14 protein-coding genes are annotated in these 19,786 nt (G+C 64.3%); 6 read left to right on the top strand and 8 right to left on the bottom strand.

Going from position 1 to position 19,786, the window contains the following annotated elements; genetic code table 11:
• The first annotated feature begins 64 nt into the window (after positions 1 to 64).
• Together PTE31013_RS17690 and PTE31013_RS17685 are read left to right on the top strand one after the other, a co-directional pair.
• Entirely contained in the window at positions 65 to 817 is a 753-nt protein-coding gene (locus tag PTE31013_RS17690; protein WP_150614082.1) for an SDR family oxidoreductase, read from the top strand.
• Positions 818 to 858: 41 nt separating this feature from the next.
• Positions 859 to 1,263 (top strand): cupin domain-containing protein, encoded by a 405-nt coding sequence (locus PTE31013_RS17685; RefSeq protein ID WP_150614081.1) that lies wholly within the window; start codon positions 859 to 861, stop codon positions 1,261 to 1,263.
• 75 nt (positions 1,264 to 1,338) lie between these two features.
• Here the strand turns inward: PTE31013_RS17685 and PTE31013_RS17680 are convergent, their stop codons facing one another.
• Positions 1,339 to 3,459, bottom strand: coding sequence for a putative bifunctional diguanylate cyclase/phosphodiesterase (locus tag PTE31013_RS17680; RefSeq protein WP_150614080.1), 2,121 nt, complete (start codon positions 3,457 to 3,459; stop codon positions 1,339 to 1,341).
• Positions 3,460 to 4,270: 811 nt separating this feature from the next.
• Here PTE31013_RS17680 and PTE31013_RS17675 point away from each other — a divergent pair.
• Together PTE31013_RS17675 and PTE31013_RS17670 are read left to right on the top strand one after the other, a co-directional pair.
• Positions 4,271 to 7,375 carry a transglycosylase domain-containing protein gene (locus PTE31013_RS17675; protein ID WP_150614079.1) on the top strand — a complete coding sequence of 1,035 codons (3,105 nt, stop codon included), beginning with the start codon at positions 4,271 to 4,273 and terminating at the stop codon, positions 7,373 to 7,375.
• A 214-nt stretch (positions 7,376 to 7,589) separates the two neighbouring features.
• The gene (locus tag PTE31013_RS17670) at positions 7,590 to 8,804 is read left to right on the top strand and encodes an MFS transporter (RefSeq protein ID WP_150614078.1); all 1,215 of its coding nucleotides are present in this window, start codon (positions 7,590 to 7,592) and stop codon (positions 8,802 to 8,804) included.
• A gap of 27 nt (positions 8,805 to 8,831) precedes the next feature.
• Here the strand turns inward: PTE31013_RS17670 and PTE31013_RS17665 are convergent, their stop codons facing one another.
• The 7 genes from PTE31013_RS17665 to metE form a co-directional block, all read right to left on the bottom strand.
• On the bottom strand, positions 8,832 to 10,133 hold the full coding sequence (locus tag PTE31013_RS17665) for a type II toxin-antitoxin system HipA family toxin (RefSeq protein ID WP_150614077.1): 1,302 nt from the start codon (positions 10,131 to 10,133) through the stop codon (positions 8,832 to 8,834).
• Positions 10,134 to 10,153: 20 nt separating this feature from the next.
• Positions 10,154 to 10,450: a helix-turn-helix transcriptional regulator gene (locus PTE31013_RS17660; RefSeq protein ID WP_246174667.1), complete on the bottom strand. Its 297-nt coding sequence runs from the start codon at positions 10,448 to 10,450 to the stop codon at positions 10,154 to 10,156.
• A 113-nt stretch (positions 10,451 to 10,563) separates the two neighbouring features.
• Entirely contained in the window at positions 10,564 to 10,980 is a 417-nt protein-coding gene (gene arfB / locus PTE31013_RS17655) for an alternative ribosome rescue aminoacyl-tRNA hydrolase ArfB (RefSeq protein ID WP_150614075.1), read from the bottom strand.
• Between the two features lie 109 nt (positions 10,981 to 11,089).
• Complete coding sequence (locus tag PTE31013_RS17650; protein ID WP_150614074.1) at positions 11,090 to 12,805, bottom strand: glycosyltransferase family 39 protein; 1,716 nt, start codon at positions 12,803 to 12,805, stop codon at positions 11,090 to 11,092.
• 73 nt (positions 12,806 to 12,878) lie between these two features.
• Positions 12,879 to 14,246, bottom strand: a complete 1,368-nt coding sequence (locus PTE31013_RS17645; RefSeq protein ID WP_150614073.1) for a sensor histidine kinase — start codon at positions 14,244 to 14,246, stop codon at positions 12,879 to 12,881.
• Complete coding sequence (locus tag PTE31013_RS17640) at positions 14,243 to 14,902, bottom strand: response regulator transcription factor (RefSeq protein ID WP_150614072.1); 660 nt, start codon at positions 14,900 to 14,902, stop codon at positions 14,243 to 14,245. The genes PTE31013_RS17645 and PTE31013_RS17640 overlap by 4 nt, the downstream gene beginning before the upstream one ends.
• Positions 14,903 to 15,279: 377 nt before the next feature.
• Complete coding sequence (metE, locus tag PTE31013_RS17635) at positions 15,280 to 17,568, bottom strand: 5-methyltetrahydropteroyltriglutamate--homocysteine S-methyltransferase (protein ID WP_150614071.1); 2,289 nt, start codon at positions 17,566 to 17,568, stop codon at positions 15,280 to 15,282.
• A gap of 359 nt (positions 17,569 to 17,927) precedes the next feature.
• Here metE and PTE31013_RS17630 point away from each other — a divergent pair, with 359 nt between their 5' ends.
• Both PTE31013_RS17630 and PTE31013_RS17625 read left to right on the top strand, forming a co-directional pair.
• The gene (locus PTE31013_RS17630) at positions 17,928 to 19,223 is read left to right on the top strand and encodes an NAD(P)/FAD-dependent oxidoreductase (protein ID WP_150614070.1); all 1,296 of its coding nucleotides are present in this window, start codon (positions 17,928 to 17,930) and stop codon (positions 19,221 to 19,223) included.
• A 62-nt stretch (positions 19,224 to 19,285) separates the two neighbouring features.
• The gene (locus PTE31013_RS17625; protein ID WP_150614069.1) at positions 19,286 to 19,765 is read left to right on the top strand and encodes a VOC family protein; all 480 of its coding nucleotides are present in this window, start codon (positions 19,286 to 19,288) and stop codon (positions 19,763 to 19,765) included.
• The last annotated feature ends 21 nt before the right edge of the window (positions 19,766 to 19,786 follow it).

The raw sequence follows: 19,786 nt of genomic DNA, 5'->3' as shown, positions 1-19,786 counted from the left end.
TCCACGCGGTGCTGCGCTCACTACGCGTCTCGCGCGTTCCGTTACCCCTTTTGGAGAATCTGCCATGAAGATCGTGGTAATCGGTGGTTCTGGCCTGATCGGCTCACGTCTTGTTACCCTGCTCGGCGAGGCAGGCCATCGAGTGCTCGCTGCATCCCCGCGTACCGGCGTCAACACCGTGACGGGCGAAGGTCTGGGCGCCGCCCTCATCGGCGCTGACGTCGTCGTGGATGTCACGAACGCACCGTCGTGGGAGCCTCAAGCCGTGCTCGACTTCTTTCGCACGTCGGCTCGCAATCTCGGCAAGGCCGAGGTGGCCGCCGGTGTGCGCCATCACGTTGCGTTGTCAATCGTCGGCACGGACCGCATGCCGGAGAACGCGTATTTCACCGCCAAGGTCGCGCAGGAAGCGGCGGTCGAAGCCGCCGGTGTGCCGTACACCATCGTGCGCGCTACGCAGTTCATGGAATTCATCGGCGGCATTGCGGATTTCAGCACGGACGGTGGCACGGTGCGCGTCGGCGACGGATTGTTTCAGCCGATCGCTGCGAACGACATCGCGGAAATCCTCTCGCAGGTCGCACTCGCGGCGCCGCTGAACGCGACGATGGACATCGCCGGCCCGGACCGTGCATCTCTGGCTGAGATCATCGCGCGCTATCTGAATGCGAAGGGCGACGCGCGCCCGGTTGTGACAGATTCCAATGCACGGTACTACGGCGGCATCGTCGACGAACTGTCGCTTGTCCCGCTCGGCGACGCGCGGATTGGCCGTATCGGTCTCGACCAGTGGCTCGCCCAAGTGAGCGAAGGTTGATTGTTCTGGAGGGGCATGGCCCATCGAGAGGAGCGAAGTTTATGAAGCGGATGGTTTTCTTGGGCGCAGCCCTGATGTGTCTGTGCCTGATGGTCGCGCGCCCGGTCACGGCCGCACCCGAGGCGCATGTCGTGCCGCTGCGCTTGACGCCGTTGCCGGAATTCCCGGGCAAGGAAGTGCAGATGATCGTCGTGGAGTATCCGCCAGGCGCGGTCGATCCCGTGCACCGGCATGACGCGCAAGCATTCGTCTATGTGCTCGACGGAAGCATCGTCATGGGCGTCAAGGGCGGCAAAACGGTGACCCTCAAGGCTGGCGATACCTTTCACGAAGGACCCAACGACATTCATACCGTCGGGCGCAATGCCAGCGCCACGCGGCCTGCCAAGTTTGTCGTGTTCCTGATCAAGAACCAGGGTGCGCCGATCCTGACCCCAGTGAAGTAGCACCGTCGTTCGAGCCGGCATCGCCTCTGCCGGGCGTTCCGGCCCCCTCGCGGTCGGGCGCGCGTGGAGGGCTGCTCAGGCCATCGCCGCCGCACCCGGTACGCGCGGCAGCGCCGACAGCAGCCGGGCGAAGGCGTCACCCGTCAAGGGCTTGCCCAGCAGGAAGCCTTGCAGCTCGTCGCAATCAAGGGTCTTGAGCGCCTCGCGCTGCGACGCCGTTTCGACCCCTTCGGCCACGACATCCATGTCGAGCGAGTGCGCCAGGGCAATGATGGCGGAGACGACGGCGCTGCCCTCGCGGCCGCAAGTGTCCAGCCCGCTCGTGAAAAAGCGATCCATCTTCAACTGCTTGACGCGAAAGCGCTGCAAGTACGCCAGGCTCGAATAGCCCGTGCCGAAATCGTCGATGGCCACTTCGAAACCCTGCTCCTGGAACGCACGGATCACGTCGATCGTGTGCTGGGCATCGAACATTGCCACCGTCTCGGTGATTTCGAACATGAGCCGGTCACAGGCGATGCCCGCCTCATGCACGATCTGCACGATGTTGTCCACCAGTTGCGTCTGCGCCATCTGGCGCGGCGAAAGGTTGATCGCGACTTTGACCGGCGGCAGGCCCGCGGCGTCCCATTCGTTGATCTGCTGGCAGGTGGCTCGCACGACCCAATAGCCGATCGGTACGATCTGGCCCGTGCGCTCGGCCACCGGGATGAAGTCGGTCGGTTGCAGTTCGCCGAAGGTGGGATGAGACAGTCGGAGCAAGGCCTCGGCACCCGCCAGCGCCTCGGTGTCGCCCCGGTATTTCGGCTGGAAGTGAAGCGAAAAGTATTGCTCGTGCTCCGCATCGTGCAACGCCTGCTGGATCTCCCAGGTACGCTGGGCGGCGGCATTCATGCCCGGTTCGAAGTAGCGGTAGATGCCGCGCCCGGCGCGCTTGGCTTCGTACATGGCCGTGTCGGCGTGCTTGAGCAACACGTCGATGGTGTCGCCGTCGTCCGGGAACACGGCCACGCCGATGCTGGGCATGACATGCAGCGACTGGTTGCCCACGCGCAGCCCATCGCGCATGTCGTCGAGCAGGCGTTGCGCCACGCGACCCGCAACCGCCGGCGACGACAGGGAGCCGAGCAGCACCACGAACTCGTCGCCGCCCAGCCGGGCGACTACGTCGTCGCCATTGACGTTCTTGCGAAGGCGTTTGGCGAATGCGCGCAAGACGTCGTCGCCCACGTTATGGCCGAGCGAGTCGTTGATGGTCTTGAAGCCATCCAGATCCATGAACAGCACCGCGAAACGGCGTTCGTCGCGACGCGAGTTCACGAGCATGCGGGCGGCGGAATCATGCAGCGCGCGGCGGTTGGGCAGGTCGGTCAGGGCATCGTAGGTCGCCATGCGGGCGATCTGCGAGTTCAGTTGCAGAACGGAGTTGGCAAGGAAACTTGTACGGGCGTCCAGACGTGAGACGAGCAGGGTGGTGACGAGCATCAGGAAGGTAAACAGGCTGACGGTCGTCACCAGCCACTGGGAACTCACTCCGCCGGCCGCACCACAGATCGCGCCCGGAGCGAAGTTGGCGGCCGACATACCCGTGTAGTGCATGGCCGTGATGGCCAGCCCCATGACCCCGGCGGCGCCGACGCGCTTGGCCATGACGTAGCGCAGACTGCCGTCGCGCAGCGTGCGCGCGATCCACAGCGCCGCCGTGGCTGCCGCAATCGCGATCACGATTGACGCGCCAAGGCGTCCTGGATCGTACTCGATGCCGGGGTTCATCTTCATGGCGGCCATGCCGGTGTAGTGCATGGCCGCGATCCCGAGGCCGAGCGTGATGCCCGCGGTGACCAGCCGCCGCTTGGTGATGCGTTCGCGGGCGATCTGCCAGAGCGCGGCCCACGAGATGGCGATGGCAATGCCGAGCGAGGCCGCTGTGATGGCTGGGTCGTATCCGAGCGCGACGGTGACGTGCGATCCCAGCGGCGACCAGGTGGGCGACAGCGACAGCGCGAGCATGCCGATGAAGTGCATCGACCAGATGCCGATGCCCATCGCTGCGGCGCCCACGGTGAGCCATGCGTGGCGCATGCCACGGTGCGTCATGAGATAGATGCGACCCGATAGGTCGAGCGCCGTGTACGACGCGAGCACGGCAACTGCGAGCGATAGTGCAACGAGCCAACCACTGTACGAACTGGACATATGAGAACCGACCGAAAAGTCCTGCTTAACTGGTTATCGGCAAGCGCAACCGATAGTTGAGGGTCGCGTAGGAATTTTTCTGACAACACGCCACCGATTCCGGCCGGCGGCGTGAGCGCGGGGAATCCGCCGATGTCCGGGCACGTCGTGCCGAGGCTCGACACGCCAATGCCAAAGGGAATAATCCGTCCATGTCCGCCGACCGGGCACGTGGCGTCGCGCACACCACGTGTGGGTGGGGCCACCCATCCGGATCACGACGTCTCGGACGTGTCGGGGTCACGAGTTCGTGTGCCAGTAGGGGGCAGAATACGGCAGCCCTCGATTTTGCCTGATTTCCGCGGAATTTCCTCGCACTGCGTCAATCTTGGTGGCCCATTTCCCCGTCGGCGCGGTGAAAGGTATCGTCGCGCGGCACCTGAATGATTACGCCCACATGTCAACCATCGCGTTGTGGCATGAGCAAGTGACGTTCGAGCGCATGACGCTGATCGTCTGGAGCGGTGTGGGGCGTCGCACCACCCCAGGACGAATTTGCGTCCCCGGTAACGGTGGCGCTCGCGGTCCGGATATCGATGGCTACGACTGCCGTCGTGAGTCTGGTGCGGATGGTGTTGCAGACCGAAATCGCTGCCAGGCCCACCACCGGCTGCAGCCCAGTCTGTCGACAGACGAATGCCAGACTTGCTGCAGGCTTCCCCCAATGCACCGGCGATCGGGCGTGATTAAACTAGTATTCACAAGCGCGACACTGGACACGCTGGACGTCAACTGCCACGCCGCTTGCATGCAGGCGTCCTCTGGAACTGACATGAACCGCCCGCTCGCCAATTCGACATTGCGCGCCGTTGCGACAACGCCGTTTGGCATACGTTTGAAATGGCTTTTCTTCCTCGCGGTCGCGTCACTGTGCGCCTGCGTGGCCTATTTCCTCGCGCTCGAGATGCAGACTTCGCGCCTGCAGGCGAAGTACTTTGCGGCACTTGATCGCCAAGTTTCCTTCAGCGTTGTGCGAGGCCCGAGCGACACCATCCGCTTCCCTTCCCACGGCGGTCCCTACGACCTCCGAATGGGCTATGAGCGACTACCCGAGTTTACCGCTCGCCTCACCGCACGTGGCTTCGTCGTAACGGCGCAGGCGCGCGACTCAGCCACGATGGCCCGCCTCGCCGACCAGGGATTCTTCGTTCCCTATGAGGAGAAGGCCCAAGCCGGCCTTCAGCTCTTCGACGCGAGCGGAGCGCCGCTTTACAGGGTGCGCTACCCGTTGCGCACCTACGCCAATTTCGACGCTGTACCGCCGCTTGTTGCCGATGCGCTGACCTTCATCGAAGACCGGTCGCTGCTCGACGCCGCTGAACCGTACCTCAACCCCGCGATCAACTGGAAGCGCTTCTCGCTCGCCGTCGTCGATCTGGCACTCAAACACGTGCTCCATCGCCATGCCATGCCCGGCGGCAGCACGCTCGCAACCCAGATCGAGAAATATCGTCACTCGCCGGGGGGGCGTACCGTCAACCCGCCCGAGAAGCTCCGGCAGATGGTCTCGGCTGCGTTCCGTGCCTATCTCGGCGGTGAACGGACGCTCCCGGCACGCCGCAGGATCCTCGTCACATACCTGAATACGGAGCCGCTTGGCGCGCAGCCCGACAGCGGCGAGATCGAAGGCATCGGCGACGGGCTGGCGCACTGGTACGGCCGCGACTTCGAAGAGGTCAACCGGCTGCTCGCGGCGATCGGCACGGACTCTGCCGGGCAGACCGCATCGCGCGCCACCGCCAGACTCACCAACGAAGCGCTCGCATTCAAGCAGGTGCTCTCGCTCCTGATCGCGCAACGCGCACCGTCGTATTTCCTTACAAAGGACAATGCAGCGCTCGAGAAGCTGACTGACAGTTACCTGCGGCTGCTTGCCAACAACCATGTCATCTCGGCGCAGTTGCGCGACGCCGCGCTCGGTCAGCCCCTGGATGTGCGGCACGGCCTGGCTACCGCGCCGGCAATCCCGTTCGTCAAGCGTAAGGCGATTTCGGTATTGCGCGCGCATTTGCTCGAGACACTCGGCCTCAAAAATACCTACGAGCTCGATCATCTCGACCTCATTGCCACCTCGACACTCGCCGATGCGGTCCAGCAAGCCGTCAGCAAGCGGCTCGAGCGTGCACAAACCGTGGCTGGCGCGCAGCAGGCCGGCCTCTATGGCTTCGAGATGCTGCGTCCCGGCGACGATCCCGCGAAGATTGCATTCAGCTTCTCACTCTACGAGCGCCACCGCGGTGAGAATGTGCTGCGCGTGCAAACCGACACCGTGAACGAGCCTTTCGACATCAACCAGGGTGCCCGCCTCAATCTCGGATCGACCGCGAAGCTGCGCACCCTCATCCTGTATCTGCAGATCGTCTCCGATCTCCACGCGCACTACGCTTCGCTCACACCGCCCGAACTCGCGCGCGTGAAGCCCGATCCGCTCGACGCACTGACATCCTGGGCGGTCAACTATGTTGCGCACACGACTGACCGCTCGCTGCCGGCGATGCTGGCGGCCGCCGTCGAACGCAAGTACTCGGCCAATCCCGGCGAAGTCTTTCACACTGGCAGCGGCGAACAGGCGTTCTCGAACTTCGAGTCCGCCGACAACGGCCGCATCCTGACCGTGCACGAAGCGTTCCAGCGCTCGGTCAACCTCGTGTTCGTGAGGCTCATGCGCGACATTGTCCACTACGAGATGGTCAGGCAGGCGGGGCCGTCGGCGCACTGGCTCACTGATCCGGCACTGCGGCAGCGGTATCTGACACGCTTTGCCGACGAGGAGAGCCTGGTCTTCCTCGACCGCTTCAATAAAAGGTATGCGGGGCTTGCGGCCGACGGGGCGGTCGCGAAGCTCGTCGCGGGCATACCCAAGTCGCCCGTCAGGCTCGCGGCAGCCCTGCGCAGCGTGGCGCCCGGCGCCTCGCCGGTCTGGTTCGAGGGCCAGATGCGCGCGGCGCTGAAGGGCACGCCGGCGGCCTCAATGAGCGCCGAAGAGATGGCGAGGCTATACGCGAAGTACGGACCAGACAAGTTCGACCTCAATGACCGCGCTTATCTCGCGCGCGTGCATCCGGTCGAGCTCTGGCTGCTCGCCTACCGTCGCGCCCATCCGCAAGCCACCGAGAGCGACTTGCGCGACGCGAGCCGCGACGTGCGTCTCGAATCGTATTCGTGGCTCTTCAAGACGCGCTTTCACGCCACCCAAGACCGCCGAATCCGGGAAACGATCGAGCTTCAGGCCTATGCCCCAATCGTGCGCGCGTGGCGGGCGCTCGGCTATCCATTCATGAGCATCACGCCGTCCTATGGGTGCGCCATCGGCGCCGCGGGCGACCGGCCAGCCGCGCTCGCGAAACTAATGGGCATCATCGCCAACGACGGCCGAAAGGTGCAGCAGGAAAGCCTGAGTTCGCTCACGTTCGCCACCGCCACGCCTTATGAGACGCATTTTGCCCATGCGTTTGACGCGGGGCAGGAAGTGATTTTGCCCGCCATCGTCGACGTCGTCCGGGGCCTGCTGCGTGACGTCGTGACGGGTGGCACTGGCAAGCGCCTCGCGGACGGCCTGCCGCTCGGCCCGGGCCGCATGCTCGAGGTTTACGGCAAGACCGGCACCGGCGACCAGCGTTTCAACGTCTACGCGCGCGGCGCACGGCTCATCGAGTCGCGCAAGGTCAACCGCACGGCGACCTTCGTGTTCATGATCGGCAATCGCTTCTACGGCACGTTGAGCGCCTACGTGCACGAGCCGTATGCGGCACGCTACACCTATACGAGCGCGATGGCCGTCCAGCTCCTGAAGTCCCTCGGACCGACACTCGCGCCGCTCGTCAGCAAGACGGGGGCGGTGGGGAGGGGCGCGGCGGCGATCGCTGCGAAGCCGTGAGTCCTGTCTGCGACCTCAACCCGCCATCCAGGCCGTCGCGCGCCGTGCTGATGAGCAGAGTGCAGAATTCATTGCATTGGCGTAAAATCGGCCGCCTTGAACGGCGGGCTGCGACGAGAGTCTGACCTCGACATCGAGCCGCGCCTGATACCGCTTCCCTTGTCGTTGCCGACAACCTTGCCAGTCCCGGACTGGCTGTCATGACCGAATCCCAATGAGTGCCCCTCAAATCCTGCCCGCTCAGGCGGCCGAAGCGTTGCCTCCGTCGTCCATTCCCGTCTGGCTCTCGTTCGTGGCGCTTGCCATGGGCGGCTTTGGGATTGGAACCGGTGAATTCGTGATCATGGGGCTGCTCCCCGACGTTGCCCAGGGCCTGAACATCACCATTCCGCAAGCCGGACACGCCATCAGTACCTACGCACTGGGGGTCGTGATCGGCGCACCTTTGCTGGCGGTGCTGGGGGTGCGTCTGCCGCGGCGCGCGTTCTTGATCGCGCTGATGGCGATGTTCGCCATCGGCAACCTGGCCAGCGCCCTCGCACCCAGTTACCTCTCGCTGATCGTGTTGCGTTTTCTGAGCGGCTTGCCGCACGGCACCTACTTCGGTGTCGCCTCGCTGGTGGGCGCTTCGCTCGTGCCGCCGCATCGCCGCGTGCACGCGGTGGGGCAGATCATGCTGGGCCTGACGCTCGCCACGCTCTTCGGGGTGCCGCTGGCCGCCGGACTCGGGCAGTGGCTCGGCTGGCGCGCCGCGTTTGTCCTCGTCGGCCTTATCGGCGCGTTGACGGCCGTGATGGTGTGGCGCTGGGTCCCGAATGCGCCGGCACCGCATGGCGCGAGTCCGATGCGCGAGTTGAACGCGCTGCGTAACGCCCAGGTATGGCTCACGCTGGGCATCGGGGCGATCGGCTTTGGCGGCATGTTCGCGGTGTTCAGCTACATCAAGCCGACGCTCATGCAAGTCGCGGGCGTTCCCGAAGCGTGGGTGCCGTTCTACCTTGCGCTGTTTGGCGTCGGCATGGTCGCCGGCACGGTCGTTGGGCCGCGTCTGGTGGCGGCCGCATCGCTCATGCGCGCCATCGGCGGCACACTGATCTGGTCCGCCCTGTTGCTCGGGGCCTTCACGTTCACGTCGTCGAGCCCTTGGCTGGCCGGTGTCAATGTGCTTGCCATCGGCACGATCATCATCATCGGACCGGCGTTGCAGATTCGTCTGATGGACGTGGCGGGCGACGCCCAGACGCTTGCGGCGGCGCTCAACCATTCGGCGTTCAATCTGGCCAACGCCGCTGGCGCTTGGCTCGGCGGCGTCGCGATTTCTGCGGGTTATGGCTGGACGTCGACCGGCTGGGTCGGTGTCTCGCTGTCGTGCGCCGGCATGCTGATGTTCCTCTGGGCGCGCCACGACGCCCATCGAAAGACGCGATAAGCCGGCGGATGATGGCGGCGGCGCCGGTCAGGCGGTGAGGGCCACGCCGCCGTTCAGACGTTCGAGTACCGTGGCGCGCACGGCGCCCGGGGCATCGGCGAGCAGTGCCGGCCATTGCGCCTGGGCGTCGCGAACGGTCTCGCGCGCAATCGCGCTCAAGCGACTCACGCGCAGCATTCCGGCCCCCTTGAGCAACGCGTCGAGGGCCTGCCAGTCGAACGCTCGCAATGTCTTGTCGATGGCTCGGTTCACGCCGTAATGCGATGCCGGTACGTCGTGAAAGAAGGCGGCGACGCACACGGGGTCGTAGACTGGCGCCAACTGGGGCGTGTGGGCGTCGGGATAGATTACGGCCCAGTTTTTCAGGTGGGCATCGGTATTGCCGAGCAGGATGAAGGCGACCAGACGACGCAAGAACTCGCGCACGTCGCGCACCGGTTGAGCGGACAACTGATCCAGCACCCGCAGCATCGTCGTATAGTCGATATCGAGCCCGCGCCCGTACTTGCTGCGCGGCGGATACTGGAGCACCTGCGCGAATTCTTCCATATGCACCCGGCGCCCGTCGGGCAGCCGATCGAAGCGCGGCACGGCGAGGATGTGCTCGAACGGCACCTGTTCGGGCAAGTCGGCGTCGCGTCGCGAGATGATCTCCGCCTTCGCACAATCCAGACCGAGGGCCTCGCACAGCCGGTAGCCTGTGAATTCGTTCTCCACGAGATCCGGGTGACGCGTCGTCGGCAACTTCAGAATGACCGAGCCCGCGCGCCCCTGACGCTTGACGACATAGCGCCGTCCATCGCGAACGGCCGAGAACTTCGTCACCACGCCGGGCAGCGAAGCGGCATCTTCCACAGGGGTATCGACGAAACCGGGCTCCACCATTTCGAGGCCCAGCGCCGTGTGCCAGCGGTGCACGACGTCGGGTACGCCTTCACGCAGGGGCACGGGCTCAACCTCGAGCGCGCCCATCAGGTCGTGACCGGCGGCGGCAAGCAGTTCGAATTCGTCGTCCGGGCTGCAGCGTCGCTCGGCGGCGAGCCGTTCGCGGTTATGGCCTTCGGGGAGCAGATTCTCGAAGTACATGGGCCAGCGACCGTCGGTGCGCACGAGACGCGCATCGTGAGGCGCCGCGAGAATCGCGCGCGTGGCCGTTTCGCTGGCGCCGCGATACGCGAGCGAGAGCGCTGGCCGCTGGGCGTCGGCGATATAGTCCTCGTCGAACGACATGCGCAGGATGTCGCCGTATTGCGACAGATAGCCGATGGCGCGACGCGTCCCGTCGGGCATGTGCAGATAGGCGCGCAGGTATTTGATGTTCATGGGCAGAGGCGTGATCCCGTGACAGGTCAGCCGGCAAGCGTCTCGACGATGGAGGGCGGGGCGGCAATGCCGCTGGGCTGCGCGAGGTATTTTCCGCCGGAGCGAAGGAAGGCCTCGACCTCCTGGCGCAGACCCGCGGGTACCAGCATTGGCTCCAAACCGAGGGCGCGCGCCATCTCGAGCACGGTCGACAGGCGCGGATCGAACGCGCTGGACTCCACCTTTTGCACAGTCATGCGCGACAGTCCCGCCTGATCCGCCAGTTCCGCCTGCGTCAGGCCGGCCGCTTTGCGCGCCACGATCAAAGGAGTAATGAAGCTCATCATGATATGCTTTTTTGCAAAAAAGATACTTTATCTTAGCATTATTTCGCGTGAGCTTCCAGTAAAGCTAATAAAACTGATCTTTTTTATTCAAAAGATCATGATGACTATCATTAATCGTCTCGACTTGCGTGGATCTTGCCGCGCGTCGCCTTGACGCGGGCGCGAACCTGTTTGGCATCGCGCCGGCGGACTTGGCTGGCGAGCGTGGGCCGGGTCGGGACACGGCGACGCGGCGCAACGGCAGCCGCATCGACCAGCGCCTGCAGACGCGCGAGCGCATCGGCCCGGTTGAGTTCCTGCGAGCGGTGCTGTTGTGCCTTGATGACGATGACGCCGTCTTGCGTGATGCGGTGGTCGAGGCGGGAGAGCAAACGCGTTTTGACCTCGTCAGGCAATGACGAGCGCATCACGTCAAAGCGCAGATGGATGGCGCTGGAAACTTTGTTGACGTTTTGGCCGCCAGCGCCCTGGGCGCGCATGGCGGTGAGTTCAACGTCTTCGGGAGCGATGAGAGTGCGACGGTTCATGCGGCAAGGATACCGTTCTCACCGTCTCGCTCACAAGCGCACGGCACGACGGCACCGTGCATTTCGGCAATGTGTTGCCCCCAGCCATGCTTTATCGACGCGGCCGCACTCAGTTGGCGGCGGGCGGCGTCTCGGTCGTCGGCTTCTCGATGATGACGCGACGGTTGTCTCGCGCGATGACCTTCATCGGCAGGCCGAGTGTTTCGAGTACCGTGAACTTCTGCGGATCGACCAGCGCGAGCGCCTTGGGCGCCGCCATCCAGACGTCGGCAAACTTGTCGAGCGTCGGGATCCAGCTGTCCGGCGCTTGCGAGATGCCGAATTCGAGTTCGTCCTGCACCGCGACCATGATCATCGTGTGACGCAGGTAGAACGGCATCGTGTGGTCGAGCGTGCCGACCGAGTAGAACGGCGTGTCCGGTCCCAGGCGATCCATCTCCGCGCGCACGGCCGGTACCAGATCGATGCCGGAACTGCTGCGCCCGAACGCCTCGTGCCCGGAACCGCCGATCATGGCGAACGCCAGCCACGCGCCCGCAAAGGCGATAAGCGCCTGCTTCGTGCTGCGCGCGCTCAGCCAGCGGGCAATCCCGAGACCGATCAACCCGGCGAAGCTCGCCGCGTAAAGGTAGTACGAGAACGCGCGGTAGGCCTCGACCGGGTTGCGGTTGTCCGAGTGATGCGAGAGAAACACCAGGCACGTCACGATCGTTGCCACGAACAGCACGGCTGACACGGCAAGGTGCTTGCGCAGCGACTCGCGAGAAATCCCCGCGAGTCCCAGTCCGATGAGCAGCGCAAGGGCCGGCGCAACCGGCAGCACATACGACAGCAGCTTCGAGTGCGACACCGAGAAGAAGCAGAAGATGAACACGGCCCAGACCGTGAGCATCAATACCGGACGGAAGCCGTTGGCCTGACGCGGCACGGCGCGCGACGCCGCGACGACGCGCGGGATCATCGACAGCCAAGGCAGGAAGCCGATGATCAGCACCGGCACGAAGTACCACAGCGCGCCGGGACGATGGTGATCCGGCTTCAGGAAGCGGTTGAAGTGCTCGTTGATGAAAAAGAAGTCGAAGAACGACGGATTGCGAGCCATGACCGCGGCGAACCATGGAACGGTGACCGCGAGCATCACGATCAGGCCGCTTGCGAGGTGCAGGCGCTTCCACAGGGCCCAGTCGCGCGAAATCAACGTGTAGATGATGAGGACAGCGCCCGGCAACACTACACCGATCAGCCCCTTGCTCAGGATCGACAGGCCCATCGCTGCCCAGCACAGCCACATCCAGTTGCGAACCTGCGTGTCGGTGAGCCCCGTGCGTTGGGCCAGCAGCAGCGAGCACAGCGCCAGCGCCATCATGAACGACACGCCCATATCGAGCACGTTGAAGTGGCCGAGCAGGCTCCACAGCGGGGCGCTCGCCAGCGCAAGCGCGGCAAAGAAGCCAGCGCGCGCGCCGAACACGCGACGGCCGGTGTAGCCGACTAGCAGCACGCCGCCGAAGCCGGTCAATGCCGACCACAGACGGGCCTGCCAGTCGCCGAGTCCGAAGAACATGAACGTCAGCGCGTTCATCCAGGTCTGGAGCGGTGGCTTCTCGAAGTACAGATAGCCGTTGTAGCGCGGGGTGACCCAGTCGCCGGTGGCCAGCATTTCGCGCGCCATTTCGGCGTAGCGGCCTTCGTCGCTGGGCACCAGGTGGCGCAGGTTCAATACGCCGAACCAGACCAGCGCGAACATCGCCACCAGCCAGAGCAGGGCGGCGGGAGAGATCGGCCAGGGTTCCAACCCGGCGTCACGTTGAGGGCGTATGGACATGAATGGAAGGTTTCCGGTCTCGATGAATAGGGTGAATATCGTAAATGTGGCGGATGACAATCAGCGGCCGGCGTTACCGGCCGCCTCCGGTCGTCTCCGGCCGCGTGGGGGCAGGCAGCGTGACACGCACATGCAGGCCGCGCGGGGGTGTCGGACTGGCGTCGTGCAGCGTTACCCGACCCCCGAGACGGTCGACGATCGCGCGCACGATGGCGAGGCCCAAGCCCGTGCCTTCGCCGCCGTGATCGCGGGCTTCACGGTGGTCGCTCGCGCGGTAGAACGCATCGAACACGCGCTCGCGCTTGTCGGCGTCGATCCCCGGGCCCGAGTCGATCACGTCGATGACCACCTCGGTCGCCGTGGCCGACAGGCGCACACCGACGGCGCCGCCCACCGGCGTATAGCGCACGGCATTGCCAACAAGATTGCTCAGCAGCGTGACGATATCGCGTTTCGCCCCTGTCACACTCAGGGCGGGACGGCCGGGTGTTGCCTGGGAGGTATCCACCAGGTCGAGCACGATCCGCTTGCGGTCCGCCAGCACGAACACGTCTTCGAGCGCTTCGTGTACGGCAGGCAGCAGCACGAGCGGTGTCGCGGCGAGCGTCGGGGCGCTTTGGGCCCGCGCGAGGATCAGCAATTGTTCAAGCAGCGCACGCGTGCGGCGCAGCCCGCTCTTGAGCTTGGTCAGGCGGTTGCGCGTCTCGATATCGAGGGACACCGGGTCGAGCGCCCGGTCCAGGTTCTCGGACTGGATCACCAACGCGGTCACCGGCGAGCGTAACTCGTGCGCGGCGTCGGCGACAAACCGGCGTTGCTCGTCGAGCGCCTTGGCCAGCCGGGCCAGTAGCCGGTTGATCGACACGATGAACGGCTCGATTTCCGTGGGCGCGTCCTGTGCATCGAGTCCGCGCAAATCGGTATCGCGCCGGGTGTCGACATCGTCGGCCAGCCGCTGCACCGGCCGCCACGCGCGTCGCACGGTCAAGACGATAGCGCCAATGAGCAGCGGCACGAATCCAACGAAGGGCAGTGCCGTGCGCAGCCCGCTGTTGCGGGCAATCTCGTTGCGTCCTTCCGTCGGCTGGGCGACGACGATGCGCAGTTCCGGCGCGACGGTGCGCACGAAGGCACGCCACGTGTGGTCGCCGGTACTGACCGTGTGAAAACCGTCGGCCAGTGTGACCGGGAAGCTGCCGCCGAGACGCTTTACCGTCAGACGGTAGTCGTGATCCTCGACCGGCAGTCCATGCATGGCGCTGTCCGCTTCGGCCAGATTGCGGGTGTCGACGAGGGCGGCAAGCTGCAGCAGTTGATCGTCCTGGAAGCGGTACGCCTCGCGAAAGGCCGTCGCGTAGGACACGAAGCCCGCGATGATGCCCAGTCCCAGCGCACAGGCCGAGAGCGTGACCACCAGGCGCGATTGCAGCGAACGCATCATGGCTTGGGCACCAGCCAGCCGGCACCGCGGATATTGCGGATGACATCGGCGCCGAGCTTCTTGCGAATCGAATGGATCAGGAAGTCGATCATGTTGCTCTCGATCTCCTCGCCCCAGCCGTACAGACGGTGCTCGAGCGCGTCGCGCGAGAGGATCGTGCCCGGACGCAGCATCAGCGCGTGCAGCAGGGCGTATTCGCGTGCCGACAGGACACACTGGCTCTCGCCGTAAGTCGCCTGATGGGTTGCGGGATCGAGCACCAGCGCGCCATTGGTCAGCACCGGCGCGGCAACGCCCGCCTGTCGGCGAGTCACGGCGCGCATGCGCGCAAGCAATTCGCCCACTTCGAAGGGTTTCACGACAAAGTCGTCGGCGCCGAGGTCGAGCCCCTGGATAATGTCGTCCGCGCCGTCGCGCGCCGTCACCACGATGATCGGCGTGCGTCCTCCGGCCGCGCGATGCGCCCGCAGCACCTCCCAGCCGTCGCGCCCGGGCAGGCCGAGGTCGAGCAGCATGAGATCGTAGGCGTGCGCGGCCAGCGCCGCCAGCGCGGCGTCGCCGTCGCGACACCAGTCGGCCGCGTACGAGGCGTCCTTGAGCGCCTGCATCATGGCCTCACCAATCATGGTGTCGTCTTCTACGAGCAATATCCGCATGGTTTTCCAAATGCTTCCCGGCGCCGCCACAAGGACGAACGCTCGATACCCTGCCAGTCACGCAGGACGGCACGGGCGCACGATAGCGCGGGAGAATTAGGAGAAACTTAGTCCGCGACGATGTACGCCCGCGCGACTATGCCATGCAAACCGATAGCCAATCAATGACTTAGCAGGGTTTTTTCACGTAACGTCGTCACAGCGAGACCGCATCGACGTCGTTTCTGGGCATCGCTGGCAGCCATTACGGTCATTTCGTGGCGGATCGGGATGTTCGAACGACGAAGGCAAGCGAGCGGGCCGGCGCGCGCCGGTGCATCCGTCGGAGTGGACTGCCCGGTGGCGGATCCTTTCGCATCCGTACACCGGGCGGCAGGTCACTGAGTGCGCAGCGTCTTGGCCGCGGCCACCATGTTTTGCAGTGCCGGGATGACTTCCGCCCACTGGCGTGTCTTCAGACCGCAGTCCGGGTTGACCCACAGGCGCGAGGGCGGAATGCGCTCGGCCGCCTTGCGCATGAGCGACACGATGTGCGCCTGCGTCGGGATGTTCGGCGAGTGGATGTCATAGACGCCCGGGCCGATCTCGTTCGGGTACTGGAACGAATCGAAGGCGTCCAGCAGTTCCATGTCCGAGCGTGACGTCTCGATGGTGATGACGTCGGCATCCATGTCGGCGATGGCCGCAATGATGTCGTTGAACTCCGAATAGCACATGTGCGTGTGGATCTGCGTGTCGTCCTGGACGCCGTTCGCCGTGATGCGGAACGACTCGACGGCCCAGTCCAGATACGTCTGCCACTGGGCGCGACGCAGTGGCAGGCCTTCGCGCAACGCCGCCTCGTCGATCTGGATCACGCGTACGCCGGCACGCTCCAGATCCAGCACTTCCTCACGGATCGCCAGCGCCAGTTGGAAGCACGACACCGAGCGGGGCTGATCGTCGCGCACGAACGACCAGTTCAGGATCGTGACCGGGCCGGTCAGCATGCCCTTCATCGGCTTGCGGGTCAGGGATTGCGCGTACCGGATCCACTCGACGGTCATGGCCTTCGGGCGTCGGATATCCCCGAACATGATAGGCGGCTTCACGCAACGCGATCCGTACGACTGGACCCAGCCGAACTGGCTGAAGGCGTACCCGTCGAGCTGCTCACCGAAATACTCGACCATGTCGTTGCGCTCGGCCTCGCCATGCACGAGCACGTCCAGGCCGAGGGCCTCCTGTTCGCGCACGCTGCGCGCGATTTCGGCCTGCATGGCAGCGACATAGCCGGCTTGATCCAGTTCGCCAGCCTTGAAGCGGCTACGGGCGGTCCGGATTTCCGACGTTTGCGGGAAAGAGCCGATCGTCGTTGTCGGATAGCACGGCAGGTTCAATGCGGCGGCTTGCTTCTCGGCGCGCGCGGCGTATGGGTGCTGCCGGCGCCCCAACGACGCCTCGATGTTCGCCAACGCCGCCTTGACGGCCGGGTTGTGCACGCGTGGCGACGCACGACGGCTGGCGGTCGCGGTGGCATTGGCGGCCAGCTCGGCGCGCACGGCGCCACGGCCTTCGTTGATGGCGCGCGCCACGATCGTCACTTCGGCGAGCTTCTGCTTGGCGAAGGCCAGCCACGACCGGATTTCGGTGTCGAGTTTCTGCTCGCTGTCCAGATCTACCGGCACATGCAGCAGCGAGCACGACGGCGCGACCCACAGGCGATCGCCCAGCGTCCGGGCGACCGGCTCCAGCCAATCGAGCACGGCGGCCAGGTCGGACTTCCAGATGTTGCGGCCGTTGACCACGCCAAGCGACACGACCCGGTCGGCGGGCAGGGCGTCGATGACCCTGGCGACTTCGCCGCGGGCGTTCACGGCATCCAGATGCAGGCCGTCGACGGGCAATCCGCAGGCCAGTGGCAGGTTCTCTTGCAGTTCGCCGAAGTATGTGGCGAGCAAGCGCTTGACCGGGGTGGCGGCGAGCGCGGCGTAAGCCGTCTCAAAGGCCGCTTGCCATTCGGCGCCCAGTTCGGTCACGAGGATCGGTTCGTCGATCTGCACCCATTCCACGCCGTGCGCCGCGAGCGTCTCGAGCAGCTTGACGTAGACCGGCAACAGGCGCGGGAGCAATGCCAGCTTGTCGCTGTCGTCCTTGGCCTTGCCGAGCCACAGGTACGTGACCGGGCCGACGATGACGGGTTTGGCCTTCACGCCGAGCGTGTGGGCTTGCGCGAGTTGTTCGACCAGACGCGATGCGTCGAGCGCAAAGGTCGTGGCAGCGGAGAATTCCGGGACGATGTAATGGTAGTTCGTGTCGAACCACTTGGTCATTTCCCCGGCGGCGACGCCGCCACAGCAGGCCGCGTGCGCGTCGGCGCCCTGCGCGGATCGTCCGCGGGCGACGCGGAAGTAGTTGTCGAGCGCGTCGCCGTGGAAGCCTTGCACACGCTCGGGCAGATTGCCCAGCGTGAAGCTCATGTCGAGGACCTGATCATAGAAGGAGAAATCCCCGACCGGCGTTAGATCGAGGGCGGCCTGATCCTGCCAGTGACGCAAACGCAGCGACGCGCCGAGCGCGCTCAGATCGTCGCGCGACGATTGCCCCTTCCAATACGCTTCCAGACCGAACTTCAGTTCGCGCTTTGCGCCAATGCGCGGAAATCCCAGGTTGTGTGTCTTTGCCATGTTCTCTTATGACGCTTGCCGCCAGATGAATGAAATCATGACGACGATCATAGAGGCTTCTTTTCATGAATGAAAATGGTCTTATTTGAGATTAACGTTAATTTAATTCATGTTAATCGGGCTGCGTCCGATGTCTCGTGCGTCGCCCGGCACATCGCGGATCACTGCGAGCGTGATTGATTCGCATCAAGGCACCCGCTGACGATCCCGATAAGCTTTTAGGGGGTATGGAAGTGCGCGAACGAAGCGACGCAACTGCGACGGCTGCCAAGGCGCGGGGCAACGTCAAGACTTGGCGCGTTGGTTACGCTTGCCCTGGACTCTCCGAAATCGATGCGTCTCGCGTTGGAGAAATACTTATGAACACCGCGACTAAGCCACATGTGCTTGTCCTCGGCGGCAATTTCGCCGGGCTTTCCAGTGCGCAGAAAATCCGTGAATACGCGGGTGAGAGCGTGGACATCACGGTGATCGACCGCAAGGACTATCTCCTATTCGTGCCCAATATCGCCACCGACGTGTTCGAAAATCGTGATCCGTCGCTGCACCAGCGCATGCAGTTGCGGCCGGCGCTGGCGGCCGACGACATCCACTTCATCCAAGCGCTGGTCCAACACGTGGATATCGACGCCAGAATGGTCAACTTTCTTCCGTTCGAACGCCCGGGCGAAGCCTCCGAGTCGTTGCACTACGACTACCTCGTGGTTGCCTTGGGCGCCCATCTGGCCTATGACCGCCTGCCCGGCTTTGCCGAGCACGGGCATACCGTCTCGGATCTGTTTCACGGTGAGCGTCTGCGCCGGTATCTGTTCGAGGGCGGCTACCGGGGTGGGCCTATCGTGATTGGTGCGGCGCACTTTCATCAGGGCGACGGTGCCGAGGGCCTGCAACCCTATCCGGGCGGCAGCATCCCCTATCTGAAGGCGGCATGCGAGGGACCTATCCTGGAGATGACGACGGCGATGGCGAGTTGGCTCACGCGCACCGGCAGGGGAACACCGGAAAAGATCACCGTATTCACGCCTGATGAGATGATCGCGGCGGACGCCGGTGTCAAGAACGTCGAGGCCTTTCTGCGAATGATTACCGGTATGGGCATCCACTACCGCAACAACATGCCCGACATTGCCCAACTCACCGCAGAGGGCATCGAGTTCGTCGGAGGAGAGACGCTTGCGGCGGAAATCAAGTTGATCCTGCCCGACTGGGTGTCGCATGAATGCCTGCGTGATCTGCCGATCTGCGACAGCCGGGGTTTCATCAGGACCAATCTGCTGATGCGCAATCCAGAACACCCCGAAATTTTTGCTGCTGGCGACTGTGCATCGGTAACCATGCCCAAGATCGGCGGCATCGGTCACCAGCAAGCCGAACTCGTCGGACGACAGATCGCGCTCGACATGGGCCGCATGGATGCCGAGGAGGCCAACCAGGCACTGCGTCCGGTCACATTTTGCATTGGCGACATGGGCGAGGGCCGGGCGTTCTATGTGCGCTCTAACAGCTGGTTCGGTGGTCATGACGACGTGTTGAAAATGGGGCGCGTTCCGTATCGGCTGAAGATGAGCTACCGGGACCTGTTTTTCCTGACCCACGGGAAGATGCCGGGGTTTGGTCTGAACATCGCGCAGTTCGCCGCCGAAAGGGTATTTTGACGAGCGGCTCAAAGGGCTTCCGACAGTATGAAAGTTGCAGGACACATTGCGGAGACAACCTGATGGTCGATTCCACCGCTTTCCCACAAGCGCAAGAATTCCACCTGAGCCTGCGCGTAGCCGATCTGGCTGCGAGCACGGCCTTTTACGCTGCGTTATTCACTGTCTCGCCCAAAGACACCACGCCGCGATACAGCACGTTCCTGTTGCCGGAGTTGCATCTGAACCTGGTACTGCTGGTCAACGATAGTCAGAAACCGTTGGATACCTACAGCCTCTATCACCTGGGGCTGGGTGTGGCGGGGAAGGCACAAGTGATCGCCGCCTATCATGCGGCGATGGCCGCCGGGGCGCCCATTGTCAAGCCTCCGCGCACGACCTGGCGCGGTACCCCGCTGCACGAATTGTGGCTGCGCGATCCCAGTGGCTATCTGATCGAAGTCTATGCGCGACTCACTGTCGAGGAGCTGGCGCAGATGCCGAGCGATCAGGAGCCGACCTTTCTCGTGCCAGGCACCGACACGTCGCAAAGCGCGCCGTAATTGACCGCGATCAATAGGTCT

It is taken from the genome of Pandoraea terrigena (assembly GCF_902459705.1).
GTDB classification, from domain to species: Bacteria; Pseudomonadota; Gammaproteobacteria; order Burkholderiales; family Burkholderiaceae; genus Pandoraea; species Pandoraea terrigena.
The sequence above is the reverse complement of the archived record's forward strand: the minus strand, read 5'-3'. Positions and strand labels throughout refer to the sequence as shown.